The 13,918-nt window shown below is 71.0% G+C and carries 13 protein-coding genes; 11 read left to right on the forward strand and 2 right to left on the reverse strand.

What is annotated here, in order from left to right:
• Positions 1-3: 3 nt before the first annotated feature.
• The 5 genes from VFV67_RS11370 (at position 4) to VFV67_RS11390 (ending at position 5,641) form a co-directional block, all read left to right on the forward strand.
• Positions 4-1,266 (forward strand): phospholipase D-like domain-containing protein, encoded by a 1,263-nt coding sequence (locus VFV67_RS11370; protein WP_326469436.1) that lies wholly within the window; start codon positions 4-6, stop codon positions 1,264-1,266.
• Between the two features lie 357 nt (positions 1,267-1,623).
• Positions 1,624-3,036, forward strand: a complete 1,413-nt coding sequence (locus tag VFV67_RS11375; protein ID WP_326469438.1) for a diaminobutyrate--2-oxoglutarate transaminase family protein — start codon at positions 1,624-1,626, stop codon at positions 3,034-3,036.
• Positions 2,988-3,443 carry a hypothetical protein gene (locus VFV67_RS11380; RefSeq protein WP_326469439.1) on the forward strand — a complete coding sequence of 152 codons (456 nt, stop codon included), beginning with the start codon at positions 2,988-2,990 and terminating at the stop codon, positions 3,441-3,443. The genes VFV67_RS11375 and VFV67_RS11380 overlap by 49 nt, the downstream gene beginning before the upstream one ends.
• A gap of 39 nt (positions 3,444-3,482) precedes the next feature.
• Positions 3,483-4,496, forward strand: coding sequence for a BTAD domain-containing putative transcriptional regulator (locus VFV67_RS11385; RefSeq protein WP_326469441.1), 1,014 nt, complete (start codon positions 3,483-3,485; stop codon positions 4,494-4,496).
• A gap of 20 nt (positions 4,497-4,516) precedes the next feature.
• Positions 4,517-5,641, forward strand: coding sequence for a CaiB/BaiF CoA-transferase family protein (locus tag VFV67_RS11390; protein ID WP_326469443.1), 1,125 nt, complete (start codon positions 4,517-4,519; stop codon positions 5,639-5,641).
• Here VFV67_RS11390 and VFV67_RS11395 read toward each other — a convergent pair.
• On the reverse strand, positions 5,627-6,631 hold the full coding sequence (locus VFV67_RS11395) for an ornithine cyclodeaminase (RefSeq protein ID WP_326469445.1): 1,005 nt from the start codon (positions 6,629-6,631) through the stop codon (positions 5,627-5,629). The two genes, VFV67_RS11390 and VFV67_RS11395, sit on opposite strands and share 15 nt — an antisense overlap.
• Positions 6,628-7,659 carry a cysteine synthase family protein gene (locus VFV67_RS11400; protein ID WP_326469446.1) on the reverse strand — a complete coding sequence of 344 codons (1,032 nt, stop codon included), beginning with the start codon at positions 7,657-7,659 and terminating at the stop codon, positions 6,628-6,630. The genes VFV67_RS11395 and VFV67_RS11400 overlap by 4 nt, the downstream gene beginning before the upstream one ends.
• Before the next feature lie 64 nt (positions 7,660-7,723).
• Between VFV67_RS11400 and VFV67_RS11405 the strand changes: the two genes are divergently transcribed.
• From VFV67_RS11405 to VFV67_RS11430, 6 genes are read left to right on the forward strand one after another with little or no spacing between them, the layout of a single operon-like run.
• Positions 7,724-8,035 (forward strand): phosphopantetheine-binding protein, encoded by a 312-nt coding sequence (locus VFV67_RS11405; protein WP_326469447.1) that lies wholly within the window; start codon positions 7,724-7,726, stop codon positions 8,033-8,035.
• The gene (locus VFV67_RS11410) at positions 8,032-9,417 is read left to right on the forward strand and encodes a TrpB-like pyridoxal phosphate-dependent enzyme (RefSeq protein WP_326469449.1); all 1,386 of its coding nucleotides are present in this window, start codon (positions 8,032-8,034) and stop codon (positions 9,415-9,417) included. The genes VFV67_RS11405 and VFV67_RS11410 overlap by 4 nt, the downstream gene beginning before the upstream one ends.
• A complete protein-coding gene (locus VFV67_RS11415) occupies positions 9,414-10,616 on the forward strand; it encodes an acyl-CoA dehydrogenase family protein (protein ID WP_326469450.1) in 1,203 nt (400 codons plus the stop codon). Before VFV67_RS11410 ends, VFV67_RS11415 begins: the two co-directional genes overlap by 4 nt.
• The gene (locus VFV67_RS11420; protein ID WP_326469452.1) at positions 10,600-12,174 is read left to right on the forward strand and encodes an amino acid adenylation domain-containing protein; all 1,575 of its coding nucleotides are present in this window, start codon (positions 10,600-10,602) and stop codon (positions 12,172-12,174) included. The genes VFV67_RS11415 and VFV67_RS11420 overlap by 17 nt, the downstream gene beginning before the upstream one ends.
• Entirely contained in the window at positions 12,156-12,983 is an 828-nt protein-coding gene (locus VFV67_RS11425; protein WP_326469454.1) for an alpha/beta hydrolase, read from the forward strand. The genes VFV67_RS11420 and VFV67_RS11425 overlap by 19 nt, the downstream gene beginning before the upstream one ends.
• The gene (locus VFV67_RS11430) at positions 12,980-13,912 is read left to right on the forward strand and encodes a TauD/TfdA family dioxygenase (protein WP_326469456.1); all 933 of its coding nucleotides are present in this window, start codon (positions 12,980-12,982) and stop codon (positions 13,910-13,912) included. The genes VFV67_RS11425 and VFV67_RS11430 overlap by 4 nt, the downstream gene beginning before the upstream one ends.
• Positions 13,913-13,918 lie beyond the last annotated feature (6 nt).

Consider the following 13,918-nt stretch of genomic DNA (forward strand, 5'->3'; position numbering starts at 1 on the left):
AGCATGCGTCGTGTGCTGCTCGCCGGCCTGGTATCGGTCCTGGCGATGCTTCCCGGACCCGTGCCTTCTGCGGCCGCGCCGGCCGCGATCTGGGCCGATCCCTGCCAGATGCTGGGTACCGCCAAGGTGGTGTCCTGCTTCAGCGATCCGCTGACCGGCCCGGACGTCAGCAGCCGGATCGTGCAGAGCCTCGGCGCACTGGTGGCGTCGGCGCGGCCGGGCGACACGATCAAGATCATGATGTATCACTGGCGCGACGGCGTCTGGCCGGAGCGGCTGGCCGCCGAGGTGGTCGCCGCCTACCGCGCGGGCGTGCACGTCGAGGTCATGCTCGACGAGCAGTCCCGGGGCTTCCGCCCGATCGCCACGTTGCGCGCCGCGGGTGTCCCGTTGCTGGTGTGCGACGACGAGGAAGGCGCCGCGGACGGCCAGGACGACTGCGTGATGGTCGAGGACGGGCCGTACGGCGACAACGAACATCTCCCGATGAACCACGGCAAGCTGTTCCTCTTCGAGCTGGGCGGCGTGCCGGTCGTGGCCGCCGGGTCCAGCAACCTGACCGCCTGGGACTACGAGACCGCCTGGAACGACTTCGTCCGCATCCGCGGTGACCGGGCGCTGCACACCTTCTTCACCGAGTTCTTCGACCGCGCCTGGGCGGACGACTGGATGGGCTGGGACACCAATGCCGAGCGCGACCGCGCCGGAGACCCGGTCAGCGGCGGCGACCTGCCGGAACGAGGCTGGGTCTACCCGAGGCTGGAGCCCGGTGATCCGATCGCCGGGCAACTGGCCAACACCACCGCATGCCATGCCGACGGGGATGGCGACGGCGACTGGGACAAGCGGGTGTGGGTGGCGATCTCGATCTGGAACGAGAACACCCGCACCGGGATCCTCGACGAGCTCGACCGGCTCGACGCCGCCGGATGCAGTGTCCGGGTGCTGATCGCCGACGGCGTCTCCCGACCGTGGCTGCAGACGCTGCGGCAACGGCTCAGTGGCGATCCCGCGGCGTCGGACAAGGTGCGGGTGGTCTGTCACCTGCACCACAAGTTCATCGTGATCGACGCCCGGTACGACGGCGCGTACCGCGAGGTGGTGCTCACCGGCTCACACATCTACGCCACCGGAAGCCTGCGCAACAGCGTCGAGCTCAACGTCCGGGTCGGCGGGAACGACAATGTCGACAACGGTGTCGTGGTCGACTACATCAACCGCTTCCAACGCCTCTACGACTACGCACCCACCGACGCCTGCGACTGACGACCCGGGCGCGGGTGAATTGGCGGTGGAGGAGATCGGCGAACGGCGTAGACCGCATCGTCGTAGCCGCTGATCCGGATTCGTCCAAGGTGGCGCCGGCTCCGTCGGTATCGAACGGTCCGGAACTTGATGTCTGGAGCAGTCGAGTTGCCGGGTTGTGAAGCGGCGGTTCTCGCCGGGCGGACCCGCGGTACACGATTGCGGCCGTTCCGAGAGTGCGCGGCGTCACCAACCGGCCCGCGTGGACGCTCGGAACTTTGTTCTTCCCAGACAAAGCGATGGAGTGGTCAAGTTGGGGACCGGCGAGTGGTGGACGGCTCCGCTCAAGCGGGCGGGATGCCGAAGAGGACAATCACGGTGAACCCGATCATCCGCACCCAGATCCCGGGCCCGCGCAGTCGGGAGTACCTGGGTCGCCAGGCCCGGTTCGAGTCGAGCGCCCGCACCTACCCGCGCAACCTGCCGATCGCGGTGCGCCGTGCTTCCGGCAGCTTTCTGGAGGATGTGGACGGCAACGTCTTCATCGACTTCCTGGCCGGCGCGGGAGTGCTCTCGCTCGGCCACGGGCATCCCGAGATCGTCCGGGTGGTCGCCGAACAACTGGGCGAGTACGTGCACGGGTTGGACTTTCCGACACCGGTGAAGGATGTGTTCACCCGGCGGCAGTTGGACATGCTGCCCGCGGGTATGCGTGACCGCATGAAGATCCACTTCTGTGGGCCGACCGGCGCCAACGGCGTGGAGGCCGCGATCAAACTGGCCAAGATGGCCACCGGTCGAGGCGACGTCGCGGCGTTCCACGGTGCGTTCCACGGCAGCACGGCGGGTGCGATGGCGGTCAGCGGAAGCCGCTATCCCAAGGACGTGGTGGCCAATGGGATGCCGGGGGTGCACTTCTTCCCGTACCCCGGCTGCGGTCGTTGCCCGCTCGGGCTGACCCCGGACACCTGCGACACGAACTGCGCGACCTATCTCGAACGGGTGCTGACCGACGACATGAGCGGCATCGCCCACCCGGCCGCGGTGCTGATCGAGCTGGTGCAGGGTGAGGGCGGGGGCATCCCCGCCCGGCCGGAATTCGTCCGGCGGCTACGGGAAATCACCACGCGGCTGGAGATCCCGCTGATCGTGGACGAGGTGCAGACCGGATGCGGCCGCACCGGCACCTGGTTCGCGTTCGAGCGCTTCGGTATCGAACCGGACATCGTGGTGGCGTCGAAGGCGTTGAGCGGCATCGGCCTGCCGGTCTCGATGATCATCTATGACCGGGCGATGGACCGCTGGGCGCCGGGCGCGCACATCGGCACGTTCCGTGGCAACCAGCTCGCGTTCGCCGCCGGGGTGGCCGCGCTCGACATCATCGAACGGGACGCCGTGCTCGACAACGTGCTGGCCCGCGAGGCGCAGCTGTCCGCGCGGCTGGCCGAGTTGGCCGAGCGCAGTCCCTGGGTCCGCGAGGTGCGCGGCATGGGTCTGATGTGGGCGGTCGAGCTCGCCGACCCGGTGACCGGTGCGCCGGCCGGGGAGTTCGCGCGGGACGTTCAGCTGGCCGCGTTGTGCCGAGGGCTGATCGTCGAGCGGGGCGGACGCGGCGACGCGGTCGTGCGGATGCTCCCGCCGCTGAACGTCGCCGCCGAGGTGGTCGACCTCGCGGCCGACATCCTGACCGCCGCGGTGCTGACCGCCGAGACCGGCGCCCCTGTCGACGGGGAGGCGGCGGCATGTTCCTCTCCTTCGCCAAGGTCTGTGACGCCGATCGGGACTTCCTGATCGTCCGGGGTACCGGCCGGGAGCTGGACTGGGCCGCGGTCGCGATGCGGATGTGCCGGCGCCGCACCGGAATCGGCGCCGGAGCGCTGCTGGTGACCAATCGGGTCGGGTACACCGGGTTCCGGCTCGACGCGTACGGAGTGGACGGACGCCCGCGGCGAACCGACGACCGCGCGGTGCGCAGCGCGGCCGTCGTGCTGCACGAGGACTACGGCGTCAAGGAGTTGCTGGTGGAGACGCCGGCCGGACGGCGGTGGGTTCGGTTGGCGGTCGACCCGCTGAAGGTGGCGGTCGCCCACCGCTCGTTGTGGGTGTGGGGAGAACCCGAGTTGATCTGTACCGGTGAGCTGCGGTGGGCCCGGCGGGCGCCGGAAGGTATGGCGCTCCCCGGGATCCGGTGGGGATGATGGGAGTTGTTGATGACGAACGGTTTGGATGCTTCGCTCGTGGCGGAGGATGCGCCGCTGGGGGAGCTGATCAGAACCGCAAGGCACCGGCAACGGTTGAGCCAGCGGGCGCTGGCGGTGAAGTCGGGACTGAGTCTGCGAGCGCTGCGCGAGATCGAACAGGGCCGGGTACGGGTTCCGCGTCAGGACTCCGTCGAGCGGCTGGCCGAGGCACTGCACGAGTCGCGGCTGCTCGACCATTGCCGTGCCGCGACCGGGGTGGACGGCCGGCTCGAGATCCGGGTGCTCGGCCCGTTCGGGGCGGTCCGCGGCGAGACGGCGCTGAAGACCGGCACCCCCAAGCAACAGAGCCTGCTGGCGTTGATGGCGTTGCGGGCCAACCAGACGGTGTCGCACGTGGAGATCGTCAACGTGCTCTGGGGTGAGGACCCGCCGGACTCGTTCAACCAGCTTGTCCATACCTACATCTCCCGGCTGCGGGCACTGCTGGCACAACACCGTGCCGCGACCGGCAATCCGACGATCGTGCGTGGGCCCGCGGGCTACGAGCTGCGGATCGACGTGGCGCAGCTGGATCTGTTGCGATTCCACGAGTTGATCGGCGACGCCGAGGACGCCCGCGCCGCAGGCGATGCGGAGCTTGAGGAGGAACTGCTGACCGAGGCTGTGGCGCTGTGGCGGGGTCCGGTGCTCGATGGCGCCGGCGAGCCGCTGACCAGCCACGTGCTCGCGGTGGAGTACGGGCGGCAGAAACTCGATGCCGTGCTTCGGCTGGCCGACCTGAGGATCGCGGACCGCCGGTTCGAGCAGGCGATCCGGCGGCTGCGCCCGCTGGTGCACGCCCACCCGGTGCACGAGGGCCTGCACACCCGGCTGATGCTGGGACTGGCCGGATCCGGCCAGCGGGTGGCCGCGCTCGCCCTGTTCCGGGACCTGGACCGCAGGCTGCGCACGGAGTTCGGCATCGAACCGGGCGCGGACCTGCGCGCCGCGCACATGTCGATCCTGCGCGGCCGTGGCTTCGTCACCCAACTCGCCGGGCACGGCGGGTGAGACAGTTGGGAATACCGCTCATGGGAACGGAATGGCCGGGCCTGCGCGGGCTCCGGGTGCTGGATCTGACCCGGCTGCTGACCGGGTTCGGCACGCTGCTGCTCGCCGACCTCGGTGCGGACGTGATCAAGATCGAGGGGCCGGGCGGCGACCCCGGCCGGCACGCGGACCCGGACGCCTTCGCGGCGGTGAACCGCAACAAGCGGTCGGTCGAGCTGGATCTGCGCTCGCCGGACGGGCGGGCGAGGTTGCTTCGGCTGGTGGCACACAGCGACGTCGTGGTGGAAAGCTACCGGCCCGGCGTGCTCACCGGCATGGGGCTCGGCTACGAGCGGCTGCGGGCGGCCAACCCGCGGATCGTGCTGTGCTCGATAACCGGGTTCGGCCAGGACGGCCCGTACGCCTCGCGGCCCGGGCACGACCTGAACTTCCTTGCCCTGTCCGGGTTCTTCGCGGTGCCGCACCGGGTGAAGGCGACCGTCGACCGGGTCGGCGTGCGGGTGGCGGACCTGGCCGGTGCCATGTACGCCGCGCTGGCGATCACGGTGGCCGCCGCCTCGGCCAGGGACACCGGGGTGGGCCAGCACCTGGATGTCTCGCTGCACGAGGCCGCGGCCGCGTGGGCCGGCCCGCTGCTGCCGCCCGACCGCTCGGCGGACAGCCCGTTGCTCACCGGTGACAACGACGTGTTCGGCACGGCCGACGGTCGCCGGATCGCGCTCGCCACCTTCGAGGACAAGTTCTGGGTTGCCTTCCGGCAGGCGTTCGCCGGGGACTTCCCCGAACTCGCCGACCCGCGCCATGACCGGCGGGCCGATCGCACCCTGGCCAAGGCCGATGTGCACGCCATGCTGGCGGATGTCTTCGCCCGGCGGGACTTCGCCTGGTGGCGCGCTCGACTGTCCACAATGGATGTCCCATGGGCGCCGGTGTACGAGTCGGCGGGCGAGGTCCTCGCCGACGAGCACGTCGTCGCCCGTGACCTGGTGGGCACGCTGCCCGGCTCGGCGACCGAGCCCGCCCGGCGCCAGGTGCGGTTCCCGGTCCGGTTCGGTGCGGGGCTCGAGTCGTTGCGCAGCGCCGCACCCGCGGTGGGTGAGCACAGCGCCGAGGTATTCGCCGAGCTGGGCTCAGCGGGGCAGTGACCGCCCGATCCCCTGTCGGATCGCGCCACCGTACACCGCCGCGGCGAGCGCGATGTCGTGCACGCCCATGCCGAACGGGTTGATCACCACCCGATCGCCCGCGGCGATCCGCCGAGGATACCCGCCGGAGAGCAGCGTCGGCAGGTCGGCGTCGACGGCCCGGCCACCCTCGGGTGCCGGTTCCGCCGGACCGCTGACCCGGCCGGCCCTGGCCAGCACGCCGAGCAGGCGATGGTCATCGCCGGTGACCAGGTCCCAGTCGTCGACGAACAGGTGGTCGCAGCCCAGCAGCAGGCTTTCCGCGGCGTCGTCGAGGGAGACGTTGACAAATGTGCCGCCGGCCGGCACCCAGTCCAGCTCCACATAGGACTCGGTGGTCGTGGTCACCGCGACGGACAGCCGCGCCGCCGCGACCGCGTCGTGCGGTCGGTCCACCACGGCACGGTTCGGGCCCCGCTCCGCGAGCCGCACCGCCCGCGTGCGGTCCACGTCGTACAGCAGCACCTCGGTCAGGTTCGGACAGGCCGGCGTCAGCAACTCGAGGTGCACCTCGGCCTGCCGGCCGCAGCCGAGGAACGCCACGCTGGTGATGTCCGCCAGGTCGCGAACCGCCCGCACCGCGGCGACCGACACGGCGGCCGTGCGCAACGCGCTGATCCGCCCGCCGGCCATGACGCACACCGGCCGGGCGGTTTCCGGGTCGTTCAACACGATCAGGCCGGCCGCGCGGGGCAGGCCCAACCGCTGGTTGCCGAGCGAGGCGTTGATGATCTTGCAACCGTAACGGTCACCGGACCAGGCCGGGAGGATCAGGCTGCGGGCGGACGCGCCGGACGGCGTGGTCCAGTGCAGGCCGGTCTCCGGGAACAAGCCGGCCTCCTTGCGGTGGAAGGCAAGCAGGGTCTCGTGCACCAGGTCCACGACCGGGAGGCCGGCGCACAGCCGGTCCACGTCCGCGCTGTCCAGGTAGGTGATCGTGCCTGTGGTCACGGCCTCTCCTCGTGCTCAGCGCGGCCCAACACACCGAGGGCCACGGCGATCCCTTCGCCGGTCTCCTCGACGGCGGCCGTCGCCGGCGCCGCCCGCAGCCGGGCGTACTTCTCGCCGGCGTCCGGGCAGACACAGGCAAGCTCCCGCAGGTCCGGGTCGAGCATGGCTCGTACGGTGGCGGCGAGCACCGTCGCCCCGGCGCTCCCGCCGAGCGAAACACCGGTCCGCTCGTGGATGGTCGCGCACGCCGCGATCGCGTCCGCGTCGCGGAGCCGCACGAGATGATCCCAGTGCCCGTCGTCGACGAACGTCGAGATCCGGGCGGAGCCGAAGCCGGCGAGCTTGAGCGGGCGGTCCGCGGGCACGCCGCCCAGTGCCGCCGAGCCGACCGCGTCCACCGCGACCATGCGCGTTCCCGGCTGGTGGTCCCGGAAGTAGCGGGCGATGCCGGCCAGCGTGCCGCCGGTCGACACCGAGACCGCGACGGCGTCGAACCCGCCGTCCGGCGCCGCCTTCGCGAGCTCGGCCGCGGTGTTGCTCTCATGCACACCCGGATTGGCCGGGTTCTCGTACTGGTTGGTCCACACCGCCCGGCTGTCCCGCGCCAGGATCTCCCGGACCGCACGCAACCGGGCGTCCAGCGTCCGTCCACCTGGGACATCGGCGACCGTCACCACGTCCGCGCCATAGCCGGTCATCTCCTCGATGCTGGCCGCTGGCGTGCTCGGCTCGACGACCAGCGTGCAGCGGTAGCCGCGGGCCGAACACAGCCCGGCCAGCGCCACCCCCAGGTTGCCGGACGTGGACTCGACCACCCGCCGGCCCGGGCGCAGTTCGCCGGTCGCCTCCAAGGTGGCCAGCAGCGCGTCCGCGGTGCGGGCCTTGATCGATCCGAACGGGTTCGCCGACTCCAGCTTCAGCCACAGCCGCACGGAGCGGTCGCCGAACCGGACCCTGATCGGCCGCAACGGGGTGTCGCCGATACCGCCCGGAAAGTCGACGCGGATATGCGGCAAGCGCAGGGTCACGGCGCGAATTGTTCCGTAAGCACGGGCGAACGCGCTGGATGCGAACTGTAAAAGGAACTGCCTCTTGAATGCTCGGCTGAAGCGATTAGGGTCCGAATTCGTGGTGAATAGTGACGACGTTGCGAACCGGGTGCGCAAGATCATGGTGGAGGTCCTCGACCTGCCGCGTAGCCCAGACGACATCGGGTTCGAGATTTCCCTGTACTCACCACAGATCCAGCTCGATTCACTGCACCTGCTGCAACTGCTGGTGGCGGTGGAGGAGGAGTTCGGCGGCCGGATCGACGACGAGGATGTGATGGATGCCGACCTGCGCACCGTCGGTGATCTCGTCGCGCTGGTGCGACAGCACATTGCGGCGGAGGAGACGGCGTGAAGGCCCTGCGCAACCAGTATCTGCTGCACGCCGACGACGTCCCCACCCACTGGTACAACATTCTCGCCGATGTCGACGTCCCCACAACGGACGTGCGCCGCGCCCGGTCCGCGGCGGCGGAGCGGGAGACCGGCCTCCTCGCCCCGAACATCCCACTGTCGATGTACCGCAGCAGCGTGGGCAAGGACCGGTTCGTCGAGATCCCGCGCCAGGTGCGCGAGCACTACCAGCGGTGGCGTCCCACGCCGCTGTTCCGCGCCCATGCCCTGGAACAGGCGTTGGACACCCCGGCGCACCTCTACTACAAGTTCGAGGGCACCAACGGAGCCGGCAGCCACAAGCTCAACTCGGCGTTGGCCCAGGCCTACTTCTACAAGAATGCCGGCGTCAGGGAGTTGACCACCGGCACCGGAGCCGGGCAGTGGGGCACCGCCCTTGCCATGGCCGCGCAGGCGTTCGACCTCGACTGCACGGCGTTCATGGTCCGCTGCAGCTTCGACCAGAAACCGTACCGCCGGGTGATGATGGAGTTGCACGGCGCCCGGGTCGTGCCCAGCCCGAGCCCGGTCACCAGCACCGGCCGGGCGGTACTCGGGTCCACTCCGGACAGTCCGGGGAGCCTGGCCATCGCCAGCAGCGAGGCACTCGAGCACGCCCGGTCGCTGCCGGGCGGCCGGTACGCCGTCGGCAGCGGGGAGAACCACGTCCTGCTGCATCAGACCGTCATCGGGGAAGAGGCACTGCGCCAGATGGAGCTCGCCGGCGAGTTCCCGGACGTGGTCATCGCCGCGATGGGCACCGGCAGCAACTTCGCCGGGCTGGCCTTTCCCTTCTACCGCGAGAAGCTGCGCTCCGGCGCGGCGACCAGGCTGGTCGCCGTGGAGCCGGACGCCTGCCCGAAGCTGACCAGGGGCCGCTACGCCTGGGACTACAACGACGTCTTCGGAACCACACCGATGACCAAGATGTACACGCTCGGCCACACGTTCGTGCCACCCGGCATGCACGCAGGCGGCCTGCGCTACCACGGCGCCGCACCCCTGGTGAGCGCGCTGTACGAGCGCCGGGCGATCGAAGCCGTGGCCTACGGCCAGAACGCCGTGTTCGAGGCCGGCACCCTGTTCGCCAGGACCGAGAATCTCGTGCCCGCGCCCGAGTCGGCGCACGCGGTCCGAGCCGCGGTCGACGAGGCGATGCGGGCCCGCGCCGAGCGGAGATCCACCGTGATCCTGTTCAACGTCAGCGGTCACGGGTTGCTCGACCTGTCCGCCTACGACCAGTACCTGGCCGGTGTGCTGCCCGACCACGCGGTCTCCGATGAGCAGATCGCCGCGTCCCTTGCCCGGCTGCCGGACGCCGACGATGCCGGTGCCGGGTCATGAACCTGAGCTGGGACGAGGAGCGGATCCGGCTCGGCGAGCGGATGCGCGCACTCGGCGCCGAGCTGGGTGCCGACCTCGCGGCCCGGGAGCAGTCCCAACAGCTCCGTGCGGGTGACTGGCAGCGCTGCGCGCAGGAGGGGGTGCTCGGCCTCGCGGTGCCGGCCGAGTACGGCGGGCTCGGGCTGGACCCGGTCACCTGCGCGCTGGCCATGGAAGGCCTTGGCCGCGGTTGCCGGGACAACGGCCTGCTGATCTCGCTCGGCGCGCACATCTGGGCGGTCCAGCTGCCGGTCGACCGGTTCGGCACCACCGAACAGAAGCAGCGATACCTGCCCGGCCTGTGCGACGGCCGGCTCACCGGCGCACACGCGATCACCGAGCGGGAGACCGGGTCCGACGCGCTGGCGCTGACCGCCCGCGCCCGCCGCGACGGCGACCACTACGTACTCGACGGCGTCAAGCGCTTCGTCACCAACGCCCCGATCGCCGACGTGTTCATCGTCTACGCGAACCTCGACCCCGACCTGGGCTTCACCGGGGTGACCGCGTTCCTGGTCGACCGCGACCAGGCGGGCGTGACGGTGCGGCCACGGCACGAGAAGACGGGCCTGCGGACCTCGCCGTGGGGTGAGCTCACCCTCGACGGCTGCCGGGTGCCGGCCGGCCGGCGCCTCGGCGCGGAGAAGCAGGGCTCGCGCATCCTCACCACGACGATGGCCTGGGAGCGGGCCCTGATCCTCGCCCCGCTGCTCGGCACCATGCAGCGCCAGATCGACGAGTGCGTTCGCTACGCCAGGAGCCGCGAGCAGTTCGGCCGCAACATCGGCCGGTTCCAGGCGGTGGCCAACCGGATCGTCGACATGCAGGTGCGCCTCGAGGCGGCCCGGCTGCTGACCTACCGGGCGGCCTGGGACCTCGCGCACGACACCGTGTCGATCTTCTCCGAGGTCGCCAAGCTGGAGACCAGCGAGTCCGCGGTCAGCACGTTCCTCGACGCCATGCAGGTCTACGGCGGTCTCGGCTACACCACGGAGGTCGACGTGGAGCGCAACCTCCGCGACGCGCTCGGCACCCGGATCTCCTCCGGCACCTCGGACCTGCACCGCGTGCTGCTGGCCGACAAGCTCGGCATCACCACCAGACAACGCCGCACGACCCCGGAACCCGTGAGGGCCTTGCATCATGCGAACACTCGTTGACCGCCTGGCCGACGCGGCGGCCGCCCGGCCCCGCGCCGAGGCGATCCGGCACCGGGACCGCTCCCTGAGCTATGCCGGCCTGTACCGGACCAGCAGTGCGCTGGCCGCCACCATGACCGCGGCCGGGGTCCGCCCCGGGGACCGGGTCGGGCTGTGGCTGGGCAAGTCCATCGAGACGATCGTGGCGATCCACGCCGTGCACCTGTGCGGTGCCGCATACGTTCCGGTCGATCCGCTGGTGCCACCGGCGCGCGCCGGGTACATCCTCGGCGACTGCGCGGTGAGCTGCCTGGTGACCGACCAGGACCGGCTCGCGCTGTTGGACGAGCACGGCGAGGTGGACAAGCTCGACCCGCGGCTGGTTGTCGTCGTGGACGCGGCGATCGCTGCCGGCGCCGGCCGGTGCACGTGGGCGGACGCGGTGGCCGGCCCGGTGCCCGACGGGTTCCGGCCGGTCCCCGCGGCACCCGACGACCTGGCCTACGTGCTGTACACCTCCGGCTCGACCGGCGTGCCCAAGGGCGTGCTGCTCTCCCACCGCAACGCCCTTGCGTTCGTCGACTGGACGGTCGCCGAGTTCGGGCTCACGCAGCGGGACCGGCTGGCCTCGCACGCGCCGGTCCACTTCGACCTGTCCGTGTTCGACATCTTCGCCGCGGTCAGCGTCGGCGCCTGCGTGGTTCTGGTGCCGGAGCAGCACCGGGGCCTCGGCGTGGCGCTCAACCGGCTGGTGGCGCGTGAGGAGATCACCGTCTGGTACTCGGTGCCGGGCGCGCTGATCCGCATGCTCGACGCGAAGAACCACCACCTGCTGCGTTCCTCCCGGCTGCGGACCGTGCTGTTCGCCGGTGAGCCCTTCGCCGTCAAGCACCTCCGGCGGCTGGCGGACGCGCTGCCGCGGGCGCGGCTGTACAACCTCTACGGACCGACCGAGACCAACGTCTGCACGTTCCATCCGGTCACCGCCGAGGACCTGGCGCCGGATCGGTCCGCGCCGCCGCCGATCGGCCGGGCCTGCCCGTACGCGACCACGTACCTGATCGACGCGGACGGGCGGGTGGTTGCCGACACGCCCGGTGCCGAGGGCGAGCTGTGCGTCGAGGGTGACTCGGTGATGCTCGGCTATCACGGACGATCCATTGTGGACGAACCGAGGATGCACCGCACGGGCGACCTGGTGCGATCCGACGGCGCGGGCGGGTACACCTTCCTCGGCCGGCGCGACCACATGGTGAAGATCCGCGGCTACCGGATCGAGCCGGAGGAGGTCGAGGCCACGCTGCTGGCGCTGCCGGGCGTGCACGAGGCGGCCTGCGTGGCGGTGCCGGACGGCGCTGGCGAGGCCCGGCTGGAGGCGTTCGTGGTGCCGGCCGGGGTCCGGCCGACGGAGGCCGGGCTGCGCCGCCGGTGCCTGGAGACCCTGCCGCGCTACATGGTGCCCGAGGCGATCCACCTCGTCGACGCGCTGCCGAGGACCTCGACCGGCAAGACCGACCGGCCGGCCCTGGTCGCGCGGCGGGAACGGGGGGAGCCGGCGCCATGCCGACCGAGATCCTGACGCTGGGCCGGCCCAGCCGCGTGCTTGGCCGGGACAAGCGGTTCAACGTCCTGCTGCCGGGCGGCTACACCGACTCCGGGCCGGGTCTTCCGGTGCTGTACCTGCTGCACGGCTACGGCGGCGGGCGGGACACCTGGCTCACCAACACCTCGCTGGCCGAGCTCGTCGGCGACCACCGGCTGATCGTGGTGCTGCCGGAGAGCGGGCGGCGGTGGTTCATCAACGACCACGCGGGCCTGCGCTACGAGGACTACTTTGTCACCGAGCTGGTGGCGACCGTGGACGAGGAGTTCAACACGGTCGCCGGTGCGTGGGCAAGGGGCATCGGCGGTTTCTCCATGGGCGGGGCGTCCGCGCTGTTCCTCGCGCTGCGCCACCACGGACTGTTCGGCGTGGTGGCCGCGCACGCCGGGGGATTCGAGGCACCGCTGCGGGCCGGTGATCCGTACGCCGAGCACCGGTCCGCGCCCGGGTTCGTGATGCCCACGGTGGACAGTCACGAGCGGGTCTGGGGCCCGCCGGGCAGCGCGACCCGCCGCAGCTACGACCCGTACCGGCTGATCCGCGAGTGGACGGGCCCACCGCCTGCGCTCTACCTCGACGTCGGCACCGGCGACTACGACCGGGTCGTCCGGATGAACCGCGGGGTGCGCACCGCGCTGCGCAACCGCGGCTGGGCCGTGGAATACCACGAGCGGCCCGGTGGACACGACTGGAACTTCGTCGCGAGCGCCCTGCCGTGGTCGCTCGACTTCGTGGCGCGTCACCTCGCGACCACCACCGTAGAGAAGGTAGGACCGAGACCATGAACGCGGATCCCGTGTGGCACCCCCGAGTCGTCGACCCGGCCTTAGCCGGCGTCCCGGCCGGCCCCGACGGCCTGCTGGAGTTCCTTGGTGGGACCGACATCGGCGCGCTGCTGGTCGCCGAGAAGGCGGTGATCTTCCGGGGCTTCGGTGTGTCGGTGGACAGTTACGACCGTGTGGCCGATGTGCTGCTGCCCGACCGGTTGGCCTACGTGCACGGCAACTCACCCAGGACCAAGGTCGGCCGCAACGTCTACACCTCGACCGAGTATCCGGCCGAGTTCGAGATCTCCATGCACAACGAGATGTCCTACGCCCACATGTGGCCGTCGCGGATCCTGTTCCACTGCGCGATCGCGCCGGCGACCGGCGGCGCGACCCCGGTGGTGGATGGCGAGCTGTGGCTGCGCTCGCTCGACGCCGAGGTGCGCGACGCGTTCGCGGGCGGCGTTCGGTACACCCAGAACCTGCACGGCGGCGTGGGTCTCGGCAAGAGCTGGCAGGCGACGTTCGAGACCGGGGACCGCGCGGCGGTGGAGGAGTTCCTCTCCGGCGCCGACGCGGACTGGAAGTGGCGGGCGGACGACGTGCTCTGGGTGAGCCAGCTGCGCCAGTCGACGTTGCGGCACCCGGTGACCGGTGTCGAGGTGTGGTTCAACCAGGCCGACCAGTGGCATCCCGCCGGGCTCGGCGAGGACGCGCTCGCGCTTGCCGATGTCGTGCCCGAGGACGAGCTGCCGCAGAACGCGACCTTTGCCGACGGCGCTCCCATTCCGGCCGACTACATCCGCCATGTCCAGGAGACCGGCATGCGCCTGGCGGTGAACTGCGACTGGCAGGTCGGCGACCTGATGTTGGTGGACAACGTCGCCGCGGGCCACGGCCGGCGGCCCTACACCGGCAAGCGGCGCATCCTGGTCGCCATGTCCTGAGTGGAC

Source organism: Actinophytocola sp., assembly GCF_035762905.1.
In the GTDB taxonomy this organism is placed as follows: domain Bacteria; phylum Actinomycetota; class Actinomycetes; order Mycobacteriales; family Pseudonocardiaceae; genus DASYTH01.